Source organism: Mycoplana sp. ABR4_002 (assembly GCF_056159645.1).
Window position 1 is genome coordinate 948,293 of sequence record NZ_JBSWVO010000001.1, and the last position, 16,929, is coordinate 965,221.

Here is a 16,929-nt window from a genome sequence, read left to right on the forward strand (position 1 = left end):
GCGATGGAACGGGTTCCGGCCCTTCTTCTGCTTCTCGTCACGCTGCTTGCGGCCGGCGCCGGTCGGGCGGCGGAGACCATTTCCTCGTTCCATGCCGACATCGTCGTGGCGAAGGACGGGGAACTGACCGTCACCGAGACGATCGCGGTGAACGCCGAGGGGAACCGCATCCGCCGGGGGATCTATCGCGACATCCCGCTCACCTTCGTCGACGCTGGCGGCCGGGTGCGTCAGGTCGGCTTTGAGATCGTCGCGGTCCGGCGCGACGGTGCGGCCGAGCCCTATCACACCGAGCGGGAGAGCGGCGCCATCCGCATCTATTTCGGCTCCGCCGACGTGCTGCTCGCGCCCGGGCCGCACAGCTACGAACTGACCTACCGCACCGACCGCCAGATCCGCTTCTTCGAGACGCATGACGAGCTGTTCTGGAACGTCAGCGGCACCGAATGGGCGTTCCCGATTGGGCGCGCCAGCGCGACCGTGACGCTTCCGGAGGGCGTCAGCGCTGAGGATCTCACCTTCTTCACCGGCGCCCATGGCGATACCGGCAAGGCCGCCCGCGCCGGGGCCTCCGGCAACCGGGCGACCTTTGCGACCACGCGCGGTCTCGGTCCGCATGAGGGGCTGACGATCGGCGTGAAGATGCAGGCGGGCAGCATCGACCGGCCGAGCGCGGCGCAGGACTGGCGGTGGTTCCTGCGGGACAACGCCGGCGCGCTGATCGGCCTCGCCGGCCTGGTGCTGGTCGGGCTGTACTACCTGCGTGCATGGCTCGCCGCCGGGCGCGATCCGCCGCGCGGCGTCCTGGTCCCGCGCTGGGACGCGCCGGAGAAGGCCTCGCCGGCGCTGGTCAACTATATCGACAACAAGGGTTTCGGCGGTGCTGGCTGGACCGCGCTCTCGGCCGCGCTCCTCAACCTTGCGGTCAAGGGCTACGTCACGCTCGATGACCTCCGGCAGGCCATCGTCGTCACCCGTACCGAAAAGCCGTTGGGGGAAACGCTGCCGACCGGCGAGCGTGCCCTGCTCAAGTCCCTCGCCACGGCCGGCGACAGCCTCACCATCGACAAGGCCAATGGCACGAAGGTGCAGTCGCTCGGCACCCGCTTCCGCAACGCGATGGAATCGGAGCACCGCGACAAGTACTATCGCGCCAACCGGGGTTACGTCGTCGCCGGCGTCGTGCTGTCGGCGCTCTGCCTGGTGCTGCTGCTCGCCTTCGGCAACCTCACCGAGGACGGCATCGCCCTGGTGTTGACCCCGGCCGCGGCCGCCTTCTTCCTCTCGGTCTTCGCCGTCTCTTTCGGCAAGTCGCTGCGCGGCGCCAGGAGCCTGGGCCAGCGCATCATGGCGGCTGTGGTGATCGCCTTCTTCGGGTTCGTCTTCCTCAGCATTTTCGGCGCGGTCTTGGCCGGGCTGGTCGCGGCCGGCCTCGAGACCGGGCAGCTTCCCATCCTCGCCGCGGTCGGCGGCATCGTCCTGCTCAACCTGCTGTTCTTTTTCCTCATGGGCGCGCCGACGCCCATCGGCCGCAGGATGATGGACGGCATCGACGGGCTGCGCCAGTACCTGACGCTGGCCGAGAGGGAGCGCCTGAATCTCGCCGGCGCGCCGGAAATGTCGCCGCGCCACTACGAGACGCTGCTGCCCTATGCGGTGGCGCTCGGGGTCGAAAAGCCCTGGTCGCAGACATTCGAGCGCTGGCTCGCCACCGCTGCGGCCGGCGCCGCGGTCGCTGCCGGCTATCACCCCGCCTGGTACAGCGGCAGCGGCCCGGGCGGCTTCGGCGAGCGCATGGGCGGCTTCGCCGGCTCCATGGCCGATACCATCACCGCTTCGCTGCCGCCCCCGCCGAAAAGCTCCTCGTCCGGCTTTTCCGGCGGCTCCGGCGGCGGCTTCTCCGGCGGCGGGGGCGGCGGCGGCGGCGGTGGCGGCTGGTGAGGCCTGCCGTCCGTGCCGGCCTGTGCTACCCGTCACATCGCCGTGCAGGTGACGGCCGGGCCGCGACTTTTCCGCCAATGCACGGATGACTTTTCCTGCCGGGCTTGCTAAGTCCGCCGCAGTCCAACGATCCGCAAGAAAAGCATCCAGCCCATGCCCGATCTTCTGCTTGAGCTCCGTTCCGAGGAAATTCCCGCCCGCATGCAGCGCAAGGCGGCCGGCGACCTGAAAAAGCTCGTCACCGACGCGCTGGTCGAGGCCGGCCTGACCTACGAAGGGGCGCGCGAATACTGGACGCCGCGCCGGCTGACGCTCGACATTCGTGGCCTCAACGCCCGCTCGGCCGACATCCGCGAGGAGCGCAAGGGCCCGCGCACCGACGCCAACGAGAAGGCGATCGAAGGATTCCTGCGCGGCGCCGGCCTGTCTTCGATCGAACAGGCGCATGTCCACCGCGACCCGAAGAAGGGCGACTTCTATGTCGCCCACATCGTCAAGCCGGGCCGTCCCGCCGAAGCGATCATTGCCGAGGTGATGCCGGGCATCATCCGCAATTTCCCCTGGCCGAAGTCGATGCGCTGGGGCGCAGCCTCGTCCAGGCCGGGCGCGCAGCGCTGGGTGCGCCCGCTGCAGTCGATCGTCTGCCTGTTCGGCTCGGAAACCGAGGAAACGCAGGTCGTTCCGTTCGAGGTCGACGGCATCGTCGCCGGCAACGTCACCGTCGGCCACCGCTTCCATGCGCCCGAACCCTTCACCGTCCGCCGCTTTGCCGACTATGCCGACGGCCTCGAAAGGGCCAAGGTCGTCCTCGACGCCGAACGCCGCAAGCAGGTCATCGCCACCGACGCCGCCAACATCGCCTTCGCCAACGGTCTCGAACTGGTCGAGGACGAGGGGTTGCTCGAGGAAGTCTCCGGCCTCGTCGAGTGGCCGCAGGTGCTGATGGGCACCTTCGAGGAGGAATTCCTGGCGATCCCGTCCGAGATCATCCGGCTGACGATCAAGACCAACCAGAAGTGCTTCGTCACCCGGCCCGCCGGCGGGCAGGGCCTCTCCAACCACTTCATCCTCGTCGCCAACATCGAGGCGAAGGACGGCGGCAAGGAGATCGTCCACGGCAACGGCAAGGTCGTGCGCGCGCGCCTGTCCGACGCCCGCCACTTCTGGAGCCGCGATCAGCACGACCTGCCGGACCTCGGCACGCTCGCAGCCTCGGCGGCGAAATTCGGCCTCGACCTGAAGAAGCCGCTCGACCAGCGCATGGCCAAGCTCGACGCCCTCGATGTGACCTTCCACGCCAAGCTCGGCACCCAGGGCGCGCGCGTGGGCCGCATCCGCTCGCTGGCGGCCGAACTCGCCAAGGTGACCGGCGCCGACCCGGCGCTCGTCGACCGCGCCGTCGTGCTCGCCAAGGCGGACCTGCGCACTGAGGCGGTCGGCGAGTTTCCCGAGCTGCAGGGCATCATGGGTCACAAGTACGCGCTGCTGCAGGGCGAGCCCCAGGCGGTGGCCGATGCGATCGAGGATCACTACAAGCCGCAGGGGCCCTCCGATCGGGTGCCCTCCGACCCGGTGGCGATCACGGTCGCGCTGGCCGACAAGCTCGACACGCTGACCGGCTTCTGGGCGATCGACGAGAAGCCGACCGGCTCGAAGGACCCCTACGCGCTGCGCCGCGCCGCACTCGGCGTGATCCGCGTCCTGCTGGAGAAAAACATCCGCCTGCCGATCCTGTCGGTCGCGCAGGATCCCGATCTCCTCGCGTTCTTCCACGACCGCCTCAAGGTCTACCTGCGCGACCAGGGCGCCCGCCACGACATCATCGACGCGGTGCTGACGGCGGATGCCGACGACCTGTTGATGGTGGCGCGTCGCGCCGAGGCGCTGACCGCCTTCATCACCTCCGAGGACGGCATCAACCTGCTCGCCGGCACCAAGCGCGCCACCCAGCTGCTCGCCGCCGAGGAGAAGAAGGGCACGGTCGTCGCCGACGGCGTCGCCGCCGAACTCTTCCGCATCACCGCCGAGAAGGAATTGCACGACGCCGTGCTCGTGGCGACGCGGGAGGCGGCCGCGGCGGTCGCCGGGGAAGACTTCCGTGCGGCCATGGCGGCGCTGTCGAAGCTGCGCGCGCCGGTCGACCGATTCTTCGACGACGTCCTGGTCAACGATGAGGACGCGGCGATCCGGGCCAACCGGCTGGCATTGCTCGCCGCGATCCGCGCGGCGACCGGAACGGTCGCCGATTTCTCCAAGATCGCGGGCTGAGCGAGGGGCGCTGATGGCCGGCAAGATCCTCATCAGCGCCTGCCTGATGGGCCTGCCGGTCCGCTACAACGGTTCGGCGAAGCCGCTGCTGCACGAGGCGGTGGCGCGCTGGCGGGCGGAGGGCCGGCTCGTCAGCTTCTGTCCCGAACTCGCCGGTGGTTTTACGGTGCCGCGTCCGCCGGCGGAAATCGCCGCCGGGATGGACGGCGGCGACGTGCTCGACGGCGCGGCGCAGGTGGTGGAACCGAGCGGCCGCGACGTCTCCGAGGGTTTCATCGCTGGCGCACGGCGTGCACTGGACATCGCAAGGGCCAATGGCTGCCGCCATGCGCTGCTGATCGACGGCAGTCCGTCCTGCGGCTCGGGCTTCCTCTATGACGGCAGTTTTTCCGGCAGGCGCCACGCGGGCGCGGGGGTCACCGCCGCCTACCTTAGGCGCCACGGCATTGCCGTGTTCTCGGACGGCGAGGTCGACCGGCTGGTCGAGCAGCTGGAGGCGGAGGACAAGGGGGGCGCATAATACTTGCGCCCCTGCTTCTCTTCAGGGGCGCAAGACATCCGCCCTTGCGGACGGATGCCCGACCGGCCTGGTGGGCCGATGGGGCAGGGAACCGCCCTATTATGGGGTCATTCGACCCGAAGTTCAAATGTCGATGAATCAAGCGCGGGCGAACCGGACGGCTCTCCGCCGGCCGAGGCGGTCACGGCATGGCTGGCGGCCTTGGCGCCCAGCGCGCCGGTGGTGGCGTCGGGATCGATGACATTGGCGGTTTCGGACGGCGGCATCGCCGTCGCGTCGACGCCCGCTTCCGGCGCCTTGCTGACGAAGACAACCGGCGAGCCGCCGAGCCAGGCCTCGCTGCGGAACATCTTCTTCTCGCCGCCGATTTCGCGGATCTCCACCTTCTGCGTGCCGGGATCGATGTCGGGCACGAAATAGGCCTGGCCTTTCGGCTTTTCCCGGAGGGCGGGGCATTCGCCACAGGTGATGGTATGGATGCTTCCCTGGCCTTCGCCGTCGCCCGAGGTCACAGGCTCGATCGAGGACGCAAGCGCAGGCGAGGCCAGTAGCGCCAGGGCAATGGTCGACAGATGCAAACGCATGATGGTTCTCCCCTAAGGTCAGGGCGAGACTACGCGCTTTCCGTTACGTTCCGGTCAGGAGAATTGGTAAAAATTGAATGACTCGCCGCCTGGCCGCGTTAAGCCCCGGTGCCGGCGTCAGCCGCCTTCGCGCCCGATTGCGCGCCAGCCGATGTCGCGGCGGCAAAAGCCGTTCGGCCATTCGACCCGGTCCGCCAGCGCATAGGCGCGTGTCTGCGCCTCGGCCACCGTCGGCGCCATTGCGGTGGCGTTCAGCACGCGGCCGCCGGTCGCCACCAGCCCGCCGTCCTGCCGTGCCGTGCCGGCATGAAACACCTTGGCGGCCTCGGAATCGGCCGGGATGAAGGCGATCGGCGTGTTCTTGTCGTAGGATCCCGGGTAGCCCTTCGAGGCGAGCACGACGGTCAGGGCGGTCTCCTCTTTCCACGCGGCGGACTGCTTCTCGAGCGTGCCGGTCGCCGCGGCATGCAGCAGCGGCAGCAGGTCACTGTCGAGCCGCATCATCAGCACCTGGCACTCCGGGTCGCCGAAGCGGACATTGTACTCGATCAGTTCCGGTCCTTTGGCGGTGATCATCAGTCCGGCGAACAGGACGCCGCTGAAGGGATGGCCGTCCTCGGCCATGCCGCGGATGGTGGGTTCGATGATCTCCCGCATCGTCCGCTCGACCATCGCCGGCGTCATAACCGGGGCCGGGGAGTAGGCGCCCATGCCGCCGGTATTCGGACCGGTATCGCCGTCGCCGACGCGCTTGTGGTCCTGCGCCGAGGCCAGCGGCAGGGCGTGGGTGCCGTCGCACAGGCAGAAGAAGCTCGCTTCCTCGCCGTCGAGGAAGGCTTCGACCACCACCTCCGCACCGGCCGCGCCGAAGGCGCCGTCGAAGCAGTCGTCGATGGCGGCGAGCGCTTCGTCGACCGTCATCGCCACGGTCACGCCCTTGCCGGCGGCGAGCCCGTCGGCCTTGATGACGATCGGCGCGCCCTGCGCGATGACATAGGCCTTTGCCGCAACCGCGTCGGAGAACCGCTTGTAGGCGCCGGTCGGGATGTCATGGCGGGCGCAAAGATCCTTGGTGAACCCCTTCGAACCTTCGAGGCGTGCCGCGGCCCGGGAGGGGCCGAAGACGGCGATGCCGTCGGCGCGCAGCCGGTCGGCCAGGCCCGCAACGAGCGGTGCCTCCGGGCCGACGACGACGAGGCCCACGCCGTTGTCGTGGCAGAAGGCGGCAACGGCGGCGTGGTCCTCGCTGTCGAGGGGGACGAGCGTGGCGCACTCGGCCATACCGGGGTTGCCCGGGGCGGCGAAAAGCGTGGTCAGTTGCGGCGACTGCGCGAGCTTCCAGGCGAGTGCATGCTCGCGTCCGCCCGAACCGATCAACAGAACCTTCATTGCCATATCCCCTGCAATCCGCGTGTGTCCGCGGGGTTAAGGGGGCGGGCGGCAAAGGTCAAGGGCGACCGCGCGTGGCGCGGCGCAATGCCGGCAGGTCCGGCGGCGGAGCAGGGGGTGCCGGCGGGGCTTCCGCGGTGGATGGGCGGCGTGTTGCCGCGCGCGTCCGGCGAAGCCCGCCGAGCGTGCGCTCGATGATGTCCACCTCTTCGTACCACCCGTCGTCCTCGACGACAGCGCACTGGTGCGCGGCCTGCTGGAGGGCGCGGGCGAGGTTGCGTAGCCGGCGCAGCCTTGCGATCTTCTCGGTGGTCGACAGCCCGGCGTCGGCGCAGATCGCATTCACTCGCAGTGCCATCGAGCTCGTGGGCATGAAACACTCCTGTGTTGGCGGCCTGCTCTTCCCAACGCGGGACGCTCGGAAACGTTCCGGTCGGCGCCTCCGCACATCGGTCTTGACCCGTAGCGGACGGGCTGCGAACTAGGCGCATGAGCACAAATCCTCCCGATTCCGGCCGCGTCGCCGACGCGCCCTCCGACAACTGGGTTTATCGTGTCCTGCCGCGCTCGCTCTGGCCGTATGCGCAGCTTGCCCGTTGGGACCGGCCGATCGGCTGGCAGCTCCTGATGTGGCCCTGCCTCTGGTCGGCGGCGCTCGCCGCCAACGTCGCGCGTGCGCAGGCGGCCTATTCTCTGCCGCAGTTCGCCTGGCACATCCTGCTCTTTGTCGTCGGCGCGATTGCAATGCGCGGCGCCGGCTGCACCTACAACGACCTCGTCGACCACGAGATCGACAAGGCGGTGGCACGGACGCGCTCGCGGCCGCTGCCGTCGGGCCGGGTGAGCCGCGGCCAGGCGAAGGCCTTCATCGTGCTGCAGGCGCTGGTCGGGCTGTTCGTGCTGCTGCAGTTCAACCTGTTCACCGTGGGGCTGGGCATTGCCTCGCTCGTGATCGTCGCGGTCTATCCCTTTGCCAAGCGCTTTACCGACTGGCCGCAACTGTTTCTGGGGCTTGCGTTTTCCTGGGGAGCGCTGATGGGCTGGTCCGCCCAGTTCGGCGCCCTGTCGCCTGCTGCGCTCTTGCTCTATGCCGGCGCGGTCGTCTGGACGATCGGCTATGACACGATCTACGCGCACCAGGACAAGGAGGACGATGCGCTGATCGGCGTGCGCTCGACCGCACGGCTGTTCGGCGAGCGGACCCGAGCTTGGCTGGTCGGGCTTTACGGGCTCGCCGTGCTGCTGATCGGCCTTTCGTGCACCCTCGCCGGGGTCGGCGTGCTCGCCTATGCCGGCCTGGCCGGCGCTGCTGCAATGCTCGCCTGGCAGATCGTGAGGATCGACATAGACGACCCCGACCAGTGCCTCGCGCTGTTCAAGTTCAACAGCGTCGTCGGCCTCATTATCTTCCTCGGGCTGCTCGCCGCGCTCGCATTCGCCTGAGCCCGACAACGAAACGGGACGCCCGCCGGCGTCCCGTCACCAGCCGGCTGATGCGCCAGGTGCTAGCTGCGGGCGATGATCTCGCGACCGTTGATCGTCATCGATAGGCCGAGATTGCCGGGCGAGCGACGCACGAGGAAGCGCGGCCGGCGATCGGCGAAGAAGGAATGGCGGCGACGCTGCCGTGCTGGCCGCGTCGGGATCGCGCCGAGGTGCATCTCCAGTGGCCGGGCGACGCCGTCGGCCTCGACCATCAGCATGGGGATGCGATAAGCCTCCGCCCAGCCGCGCCAGTCGGCCGCGATGTCGCACAGGTCATGCGCGACGAGCAGCGGGATGCACAGGTCGGGATCGTCGTGATGCAGTTCGAGCGTCACTGTCACCTCGCCGTTGCCGTGGTCGATGGCGCGCGCCGCGACGCCCTTGAAGGCGCGTGCGGGCAGGGCGAACGAAAGCGGTAGCCCGCTGGAGGGCAGGGTCTTGCGCAGCACCGCGCCGCGTTCGTCAAGGCTGATCATGACGGCGTCGGGGCCGCTATCCGGGGCATAGCTGATCTGGTGGGGAAAGCGCTTCGGGTCGAGGCGCAGCGTTGACTCGGCCCAGGCCGGTTTGAAAACGGTGTTCAGCATGTCTTTCACCCTTGTCTTCCTTGAGAGCCGGTTTCCGGTCTTCTCCTCGGGACTTTTTCGTCCTCTGATGGCGTGAAGGTAGGGTTGGCCGCCTTCTGTCCGGCTTAAAAATCGCGGTTAAGAAATTTTTGCCGGAGCTGATGGTTAGCAAATGCCGGCCGGGCAGGGTTTCCGTTCCGTGAACATGCTCCCCGACAGCCCCGGACAAGGATCGTCGCCCATGGTGCCGTCGGCGCCATTCGCGCGCGGGGATGCCGGCGCGCCAGGGAAATGTCTTGCGATGCTTTCGACCTATACGAGCTACAACCTACTCTCCAAGGACCTCCTGACCACCATCAACCGCGTGTCCCAGCAGACGATCAACGCGCGCGACTCGGCCTATTACAAGGAGAACATCGGCAAGGTTTCTTCCGTCGACGAGTTCCTGGACGACTACCGGCTCTATACCTATGCGATGAAAGCCTACGGGCTGGAGGAGATGGCCTATGCCAAGGCCTTCATGCGCAAGGTGCTGGAAAGCGACCTGACCGACGAGAACAGCTTCGTCAATCTTCTCACCGACACCCGTTACCGTACCTTCGCGCAGTCGTTCTCTTTCAACGGCGAGACCGCGGTCGCGCAGTCGGACGCCCAGCTGGACGAGGTGATCGGGCTCTACACCGCGACCGCGAACAATGCCGGAAAGGCGCAGCAGGAGGAGACGCGCTACTACAACATCGTGATCGACAAGGTCACGACCGTCGACCAGCTGTTGCAGAACGAGCGGATGAAGGACTACCTCTTCACCGCCTTCGGCATCGATCCCAACACCTACTCCTACCAGGCCGTGCGCGGGGCGCTGACGAGCGACCTCGATGACCCGGACAGCTACGTCAACACGACCTTTGGCGCGGCGATCAACGGCTACCAGGCCAAGATCGACGATGCGAACGACCAGATCGCCAACGGAAACCTGACGCCCGCCGAAAAGGCGGCGCTGACCGCGAGCATCACCGGGTGGAGGGCGCAGATCATCGCCGCGAGCAGGTATCTCGCCCTGGCGGCGGCCTTCGAGTTCAACGCCGACGGCACCCTTCCGGCCGGAACGCTCGCCCAGACCGCGCAGCAGAAGCAATCCACCAACGAGGCCTATGTCCTCTCGACGCCGCGGGTCACCTCGGCCGCGGCCCTTTTGAACAAGGCGCATTTCGAGGAGGCGGTGGCGACGGCGACCACGGTGGAGGGACTTCTCAGCGACAGCCGCGTCCTGAACTATATCCGGGTTGCCTACGACCTGAACGGCGTCACCATCGTGCCCTCGACGATCAAGAACATCCTGACCAGCGACCCGGACGATCCGACGAGCTACATCTACACGGTGGGCAAGGGCGACAAGCGCTACGTTGAACTCGCCAGGGCGTTCAACTTCCGCACCGACGGCACGCTGGCCCCCGGCGACGTGGCCCAGGATCCCGACAAGACCGTGATCGCCGGCAACTATTACATGACCCGATACAACGACAAGGACGACGAAGCCGACGCGAAGCTGATCGCAAGGTACAAGTCCGACGTCGGCAACATCACCACGGTCAACGACTTCTTCGTGGCGTCGAGCGTCTATCAGGTCGCATTGAACGCCTTTGGCCTGGACCCGAGCACCGAGAGCGCCTGGAAGATCAAGCAGGTCCTGCTGAGCGACCTCAACGACCCGAAAAGCTACGTCTACCGCTTGAAGGACAGCCGCTATCTCGAGCTGGCCAAGGCCTTCAACTTCGACGACAGTGGCGACATCGACGTCCCGGTGATGGCCCAGACCGAGGCGGAAATCCAGATCGTCTCCAAGGCCTATGTCGTCGAAAAGTCCCGCTTCGGTACGGAGGACGACAAGAAGAAGGCGCAGGCGGAGGCGAGCTACTACAGCGAAGAGATCCAGAAGGTCTCATCGCTGGCCGAGTTCCTGGCCGATACCCGGCTGGTCGCCTTCGTCCTGGAAGCGAACAACATCGACCCCGGCACGGTCCCGGAAGGGTTCATGGCGGAGATCTTTGCGTCCGACCTCGATGACCCCGACAGCTTCGTCAACCAGCAGGCCGACCGCAGCTACCGCACCATCGTCGCCTCCTTCAACTTCGATGCCGAGGGCAAGGTGGCGCGCCCGCACGACGCGGCGATCCAGACGAAGCGCGGGATCTATCAGACGCTCGACTCCTTCATCCGCCAGGCAATGGAAGTCGAGGCTGGCGAGGAGAATGCCGGTGTGCGCCTGGCGCTCTATTTCGAGCGCAGCGCGAACTCGATCTCGAACGCCTACGACATCCTGGCCGACGATGCGCTCTATCAGGTCTTCAAGATCCTGAACGACCTCCCCGACGACATCGGCAGCGCCGACATCGACGCCCAGGCGGAGCTGATCGAGCGCTATCTGACGCTCGAGGACCTGCAGGACCCGGAGAAGGTGTCGAAGATGATCGCCAAGTTCGCGGTCCTCTACGATCTGCAGAACGGCGGCGAGACCTCCGGCGCCGTGGCGATCCTGAGCGGTGGCGGCGGCAGCATCAGCGCCGACACTCTGTTGACCATGGCGCAATTGCGCACCGGCGGGGCCTGATCGGCCGGGCCGTATCCGGATTCTAGGCTTCTGCCCGCAACACCTTGCCGGGATTCATGATTCCGGCGGGGTCGAAGGCGCGCTTGATCCGCCGCATCAGCTCGATCTCGATCGGCTCGCGCACCTCGGCCAGTTCGTCGCGCTTCAGCTGGCCGATGCCGTGCTCGGCCGAGATCGATCCGCCGAACCTGCGGACGATGCCGTGCACCACAGCGTTCAAGTCCCGCCAGCGATCGAGGAAGGCCTGCTTGTCGGCGCCGACCGGCTGGGAGATGTTGTAGTGGATGTTGCCGTCGCCCATGTGGCCGAAGGCGCAAACACGTGCGCCCGGGATCATCGCCGTCACCGCGGCGTCCGCGTCCGCCATGAACGCCGGAATGCTGGAGACGGGCACGGAGACATCGTGCTTGATCGAGCCGCCCTCGGGCTTCTGCGCCGGCGACATGCTTTCGCGCATGTGCCATAGCGCCCGCCGCTGCGCGCCGCTTTCGGCGATCACCGCGTCCTGCGCGAGGTCGTCGGCGAGTGCCTCCTCCAGCAATGCCTCGATCATCCGCCGCGCCGCCTCCGGCGAGTCCGAGGTGGAGACGTCGATCAGCGCATACCAGTCGTGCCGCGTCGGCAGCGGATCGCGCACGCCCGGAATATGCCGCGTGGTGAAGTCGATGCCGATCCGCGGCATCAGTTCGAAGCCGGTCAGCGCCGGGCCGCAGCGGCGCATGGCGCGGTCGAACAGCGCAAGCGCATCGGCGACGGAACGCAGGCCGGCGAAGGCGACCTCGTGGCCGGCCGGCCTCGGCACCAGCCTCAGCACCGCGCCGGTGATGACGCCGAGCGTACCCTCCGCGCCGATGAACAGGTCGCGCAGGTCATAGCCGGTATTGTCCTTTTTCAGGCGTCGCAGCCCGTTCCAGATCTCGCCGGTCGGCAGCACCACTTCCAGCCCGAGGCAGAGCTGGCGCGCATTGCCATAGGCGAGCACGGCTGTTCCGCCGGCGTTGGTGGCAAGGTTGCCACCGATCTGGCAGGTGCCCTCCGAACCGAGCGAAAGCGGAAACAGCCGGTCGACCGCCTCCGCCGCGCTCTGGACGTCGGTCAGGACGCAGCCGGCGTCGGCGACGATCACGTTGCCGACCGGGTCGACGTCGCGAATGCGGTTCATGCGCGAGAGCGACAGCACGACGTCTGCGGCCCCTTCGCGCGGGATCTGCCCGGCCACGTGCCCGGTGTTGCCGCCCTGCGGCACGATCGCCGTGCCGGTCGCCGTTGCGAGTTTCAGGATGTCCGACACCTCGGCGACGCTGCCCGGCCGCAGCACCAGAGGGGTCGTGCCGTGGTAGAGGCCGCGTGTCTCGACGAGGTAGGGCGCGATCGCTGCGGCATCGGCCAGCGCGTGGGCAGTGCCGGTGATGGCGGCAAAGCGGGCGATCAGGTCGGGGACGAGGGGGGATGGCATGGCTAGCTCCTCGGCGCCGCCGCGCGTTCGAGCCGGTCGTTGATGGCCTCGCCGAGCCCGGTGGCCGGCACCGGTGCGAACGCGATCGAGCGGGCGCCCGTGGCGTCCGCCCGCTGCATGTAGCCGAACAGGTTGGCGGCCGCCTCGCGCAGGTCGCCGGCCGGGCTGAGGTCGAGGACGATCGCGGCCTGATCCTCGCCGGGCAGGGCCGTACCCCCGAAGCGGATCAGTGCCTCGCCGGCGACGACCTCGCGGGCATTGAGCCGTACCCCGGCAACCGGCGCATAATGCGAGGCGAGCATGCCCGGCGCCTCGATCGCGGCGCCCGCACCTTCCGGCCGGATCACCGAGGTGCCGGTCAGTCGCTCGATCTCGGAAACCTCGAGCCCGCCCGGTCGCAGCAAACGGATCTTGCCGTCGTCGATTTTCAGGATCGTCGATTCCAGCCCGACCGTCGCCGCGCCGCCGTCCAGGATCAGGTCGATCCGATCGCCGAGATCGCCCCTGACGTGCTCCGCCGTCGTCGGGCTGATGCGCCCGGAGGTGTTGGCGCTCGGCGCGGCCAGCGGCCGCCCGAACGAGGAAAGCAGCCGGTTTGCAAAGCCGGTGGGCACGCGGATGCCGACGGTATCGAGCCCGGCGCGTGCCAGCGGATGGATCGAGCTGTCCGCGCGGATCGGCAGCACCAGCGTCAGCGGACCGGGCCAGAAGGCTTGCGCGATCTGCCGGGTCAGCGGATCGAAGCGGGCATGGCGCTCGGCCATGGCGATATCGGCCATGTGGCAGATGAGCGGATTGAAGCGCGGCCGCCCCTTGGTTTCATAGATGCGGGCGATCGCCTGCGGATTGGTCGCGTCCGCGGCGAGCCCGTAAACGGTCTCCGTCGGGATCGCGATCGGCGCCCCCCGCTCCAGCACCTCGGTCGCGCGCCGCAGGGCCGCCTCCGGGTTCGTTCTCGTGTCGATGACCTCTGCCATCTCGCCCGCTCTTCTTCACTGTCGGTCCCTGCCTTACAGCCTTTGCGGAACGATTGCCAATCAGAAAGGTCGCGCACGCACTGCGTGTGAGGTTCCGGTTTTCTAGTAATTGGTGACGACCCGTTAGATGCTTCGTAACGGATGACTGCTACCAAATGTCCGATACGGACGGGGTTGATCAAAATGAACCAAAGGAAATCCTCTACCAACGACATTGCTTTGCGGATCGCCACGGCCATGCACCAGATGGGCATCGACGGCCTGCCGCGGAACTACGAGCTGGTCTACGAGGCCTATGCCGGTGCCAATCCGGACCTTGTTCGCGAATTCATTGCGCTCGGCAAGTACAAGACCCAGGCGGCCCTGGACGAGCTTGGCCGCAAGTATCTGCCGCACCATCACGAAGAGAGCGTGCTGCAGCGATCGGCTGGCGCCGTACGCGACGAAATGACCAACTTCATGGCGTTGCTGCAGCAGGAGAAGATCTCGCTCAGCGATTACAGCCGCCTGATCGGCGAGGCGTCGCAGGCGATCCTTGCCGATGGCGAGCCGTCCTCGGAAGCCCTCGGAACCTCGATCGAGCGCCTGCGGCAGGCGACGGAGCAGCAGGTGACGCGCAATGCCGCCCTGGAGGCGAGCGTCGCCGCGCAATCGGAAAACATGGATGCGATCCAGAAGGAGATGGCGGCGTTCGAGGCGACGAAGTTCACCGATGCGCCGACCGGCCTCGGCAACCGGCGCGCCTTCAACAAGGCGGTCGCCAAGGTCTACGCCAATCCCGAGATGCCGGCGTCATGCGGCCTTGCGATCGTCGAAGTGGATGTCGGCAAGCGGTTCTCTCCCGTGCAGGTCGAGGCGCTCAACGGCTATCTGGTCCAGCACTACGGCGCGCTCGTCAAGCGGGCCACGCCGTCGGCCGACGTCGCCAGCCGTTTCGAGGGGCTGCGCTTCGGGTTCCTGTTCTACACATCGGACGAGACCGAGATCCAGCGGCTGCTGGCGCTGCTGCGGGCCGCCTTCGCCGCCGCCCCGCTCAAGCATCCCGAGACGATGCGCAGCCTCGGCAGCCTGACGTTCTCGGCCGGCGTCTGCATGGCCGGGTCGGCCGGTAACGCCTTCGACTTCGTCAGCTTCGCCGAGAAGGCACTGCACCAGGCCCAGGCCGGCGGCGGCAACCGCCTCGTCGTTCATCGCAGCAGCGACGGCGGATCCGAGGGCAAGGACTGGATGCTCTACAAGACCGTCTGACCGTCTCCCGAGCGACCTTCCCGACGACCGCGCACGGCCCGGCCAGGCGGCGACCTTTTCCGTTGCCTAATGCGGCGATTGGTGCAAACTGTCTCGCCTTGGGGGCCATGGTAATTTCGTTACCTGGAGGCAAGGAGGTGTGACGTGAGACTTGCAATCAACGATCTGGCACCGGACTTCAAGGCGCAGACGACCGAAGGCGAGATCCAGTTCCATGACTGGATCGGCGATTCCTGGGCGGTGCTTTTCTCGCATCCCAAGGACTACACCCCCGTCTGCACGACCGAGCTGGGCTACATGGCGAAGATCAAGCCGGAGTTCGACAAGCGTGGCGTCAAGATCGTCGGTCTGTCCGTCGACCCGCTCGACAGGCACGCCGGCTGGGCCAGCGACATCGAGGAGACCCAGGGTCATGCGCCGAATTTCCCGATGATCGCCGATGTCGACTACACGGTCTCGAAGCTCTACGGCATGTTGCCGGCCGAGGTGTCGGGCGATCCGACCGGCCGCACACCCGCCGACAACCAGACCGTGCGCAACGTGTTCGTCATCGGTCCGGACAAGCGGGTCAAGCTGATCCTGGTCTATCCGATGACCACGGGCCGCAACTTCGACGAGGTGCTGCGGGTGATCGACTCGCTTCAACTGACGGCCCGGCACAAGGTCGCCACGCCGGTCAACTGGCAGCAGGGTGAGGACGTGATCATCGCCGGGTCGGTGTCCGACGACGACGCCCGCAAGCAGTATCCGGACGGCTGGCGCGCACCGAAGCCCTATATCCGGATCGTGCCGCAGCCGCGAACCTGACAGGGAGGGCCCGCCGTGGCGGGCCAACGCGGCGGCGATGATCTTCCGGCAGCTGTTCGACAGCACCTCCGGCACCTATACCTACCTCGTCGCCAGCCGGCGCGGGGGAGAGGCGCTGATCATCGATCCGGTGCTGGAGAAGGTCGATCGCTACCTGCAGCTCGTGCGCGAGCTTGACCTGAAACTGGTCAAGGCGGTCGACACCCATCTTCACGCCGATCACGTCACCGGGCTCGGGGCGCTGCGCGACAGGACGCACTGCGTCACGGTGATGGGCGAGCAGACCGCTGCGGACGTGGTGTCGATGCGGGTCGCCGAAGGCGACCGCGTGGCGATCGAGGGCCTCAGCCTGGACGTGCTCTATACGCCCGGCCACACCGACGATTCCTACTCCTTCCTGATGGCCGGGCGCGTCTTCACCGGCGACACGCTGCTCATCCGCGGCACCGGCCGCACCGATTTCCAGAATGGCGACCCGCGCCAGCAGTATGATTCGATCTTCAACAAGCTGCTGAAGCTGCCGGACGAGACGCTGGTCTTTCCGGCCCATGACTACAAGGGCGACACGGTGTCGACGATCGGAGAGGAGCGGCAGTTCAATCCGCGCCTGAAGGTGCGATCGGTCGACGAGTACGTCGACCTGATGAACAGCCTGAACCTGCCTAATCCGAAGATGATGGACGTGGCCGTCCCGGCCAACATGCATGTCGGGCTGCATCAGGACGAGATCGCCCGCAAGGGCTGGGCGGTGACGGCGGTCGAGGCGCTGGCGCTGCTTGGCCGTCCGGACGTGGCGCTCGTCGACCTGCGGGAGCGGGCCGAGCGGGAGAAGCACGGCACCATTCCGGGATCGCTGCATGCGCCCTATCCGGACCTGCAGGAGAACATCGGGCCGGGTGGCGTGCTGCACGAACTGGCGGCGGCCACCGGCAGGCGCATCGTCTTCTACTGCGCCTACGGCGAGCGCTCGGCCATGGCGGTGGTGGCGGCGCAAGGCGCCGGCCTGGCCGGCGCCTGCCACATCGAGGGCGGGATCGACGCCTGGAAGCGGGCCAGCGGCCCGGTTGCGCGCTCGTAGGC

14 protein-coding genes are annotated in these 16,929 nt (G+C 67.4%); 8 read left to right on the forward strand and 6 right to left on the reverse strand.

Annotation, left to right across the window (positions count from 1 at the left end; translation table 11 throughout):
* Positions 1 to 3: 3 nt before the first annotated feature.
* The 3 genes from ACXAGF_RS04510 to ACXAGF_RS04520 all read left to right on the forward strand — a co-directional run bounded on the left by ACXAGF_RS04510 (position 4) and on the right by ACXAGF_RS04520 (position 4,729).
* Positions 4 to 1,941, forward strand: a complete 1,938-nt coding sequence (locus ACXAGF_RS04510) for a DUF2207 domain-containing protein (protein ID WP_475014801.1) — start codon at positions 4 to 6, stop codon at positions 1,939 to 1,941.
* Positions 1,942 to 2,094: 153 nt separating this feature from the next.
* A complete protein-coding gene (gene glyS / locus ACXAGF_RS04515; RefSeq protein WP_475014805.1) occupies positions 2,095 to 4,209 on the forward strand; it encodes a glycine--tRNA ligase subunit beta in 2,115 nt (704 codons plus the stop codon).
* 13 nt (positions 4,210 to 4,222) lie between these two features.
* Positions 4,223 to 4,729 carry a 2-thiouracil desulfurase family protein gene (locus ACXAGF_RS04520; RefSeq protein ID WP_475014806.1) on the forward strand — a complete coding sequence of 169 codons (507 nt, stop codon included), beginning with the start codon at positions 4,223 to 4,225 and terminating at the stop codon, positions 4,727 to 4,729.
* A 107-nt stretch (positions 4,730 to 4,836) separates the two neighbouring features.
* On the opposite strand, the gene ACXAGF_RS04525 is transcribed toward ACXAGF_RS04520, so the two are convergent.
* The 3 genes from ACXAGF_RS04525 to ACXAGF_RS04535 form a co-directional block, all read right to left on the reverse strand.
* Positions 4,837 to 5,313 (reverse strand): plant virulence effector HPE1-like domain-containing protein, encoded by a 477-nt coding sequence (locus ACXAGF_RS04525; RefSeq protein WP_475014808.1) that lies wholly within the window; start codon positions 5,311 to 5,313, stop codon positions 4,837 to 4,839.
* A 117-nt stretch (positions 5,314 to 5,430) separates the two neighbouring features.
* Positions 5,431 to 6,702: a phosphoribosylamine--glycine ligase gene (purD, locus tag ACXAGF_RS04530; RefSeq protein ID WP_475014810.1), complete on the reverse strand. Its 1,272-nt coding sequence runs from the start codon at positions 6,700 to 6,702 to the stop codon at positions 5,431 to 5,433.
* A gap of 58 nt (positions 6,703 to 6,760) precedes the next feature.
* Entirely contained in the window at positions 6,761 to 7,060 is a 300-nt protein-coding gene (locus tag ACXAGF_RS04535; protein WP_475014811.1) for a hypothetical protein, read from the reverse strand.
* Positions 7,061 to 7,191: 131 nt separating this feature from the next.
* Between ACXAGF_RS04535 and ubiA the strand changes: the two genes are divergently transcribed.
* Entirely contained in the window at positions 7,192 to 8,145 is a 954-nt protein-coding gene (ubiA, locus tag ACXAGF_RS04540; RefSeq protein ID WP_475014812.1) for a 4-hydroxybenzoate octaprenyltransferase, read from the forward strand.
* 62 nt (positions 8,146 to 8,207) lie between these two features.
* Here the strand turns inward: ubiA and ACXAGF_RS04545 are convergent, their stop codons facing one another.
* Entirely contained in the window at positions 8,208 to 8,774 is a 567-nt protein-coding gene (locus ACXAGF_RS04545; RefSeq protein ID WP_475014814.1) for a DUF6101 family protein, read from the reverse strand.
* A gap of 280 nt (positions 8,775 to 9,054) precedes the next feature.
* Here ACXAGF_RS04545 and ACXAGF_RS04550 point away from each other — a divergent pair, with 280 nt between their 5' ends.
* Complete coding sequence (locus tag ACXAGF_RS04550) at positions 9,055 to 11,361, forward strand: DUF1217 domain-containing protein (protein WP_475014817.1); 2,307 nt, start codon at positions 9,055 to 9,057, stop codon at positions 11,359 to 11,361.
* 22 nt (positions 11,362 to 11,383) lie between these two features.
* Here the strand turns inward: ACXAGF_RS04550 and ACXAGF_RS04555 are convergent, their stop codons facing one another.
* Both ACXAGF_RS04555 and ACXAGF_RS04560 read right to left on the reverse strand, forming a co-directional pair.
* Positions 11,384 to 12,817: an FAD-binding oxidoreductase gene (locus ACXAGF_RS04555; RefSeq protein ID WP_475014818.1), complete on the reverse strand. Its 1,434-nt coding sequence runs from the start codon at positions 12,815 to 12,817 to the stop codon at positions 11,384 to 11,386.
* A gap of 2 nt (positions 12,818 to 12,819) precedes the next feature.
* Positions 12,820 to 13,794 (reverse strand): L-threonylcarbamoyladenylate synthase, encoded by a 975-nt coding sequence (locus ACXAGF_RS04560; protein ID WP_475014820.1) that lies wholly within the window; start codon positions 13,792 to 13,794, stop codon positions 12,820 to 12,822.
* Positions 13,795 to 13,977: 183 nt separating this feature from the next.
* Between ACXAGF_RS04560 and ACXAGF_RS04565 the strand changes: the two genes are divergently transcribed.
* The 3 genes from ACXAGF_RS04565 to ACXAGF_RS04575 all read left to right on the forward strand — a co-directional run bounded on the left by ACXAGF_RS04565 (position 13,978) and on the right by ACXAGF_RS04575 (position 16,927).
* Positions 13,978 to 15,042, forward strand: coding sequence for a diguanylate cyclase domain-containing protein (locus ACXAGF_RS04565; protein ID WP_475014822.1), 1,065 nt, complete (start codon positions 13,978 to 13,980; stop codon positions 15,040 to 15,042).
* Between the two features lie 144 nt (positions 15,043 to 15,186).
* On the forward strand, positions 15,187 to 15,849 hold the full coding sequence (locus ACXAGF_RS04570; RefSeq protein WP_475014823.1) for a peroxiredoxin: 663 nt from the start codon (positions 15,187 to 15,189) through the stop codon (positions 15,847 to 15,849).
* 37 nt (positions 15,850 to 15,886) lie between these two features.
* Positions 15,887 to 16,927, forward strand: a complete 1,041-nt coding sequence (locus tag ACXAGF_RS04575; RefSeq protein ID WP_475014824.1) for an MBL fold metallo-hydrolase — start codon at positions 15,887 to 15,889, stop codon at positions 16,925 to 16,927.
* The last annotated feature ends 2 nt before the right edge of the window (positions 16,928 to 16,929 follow it).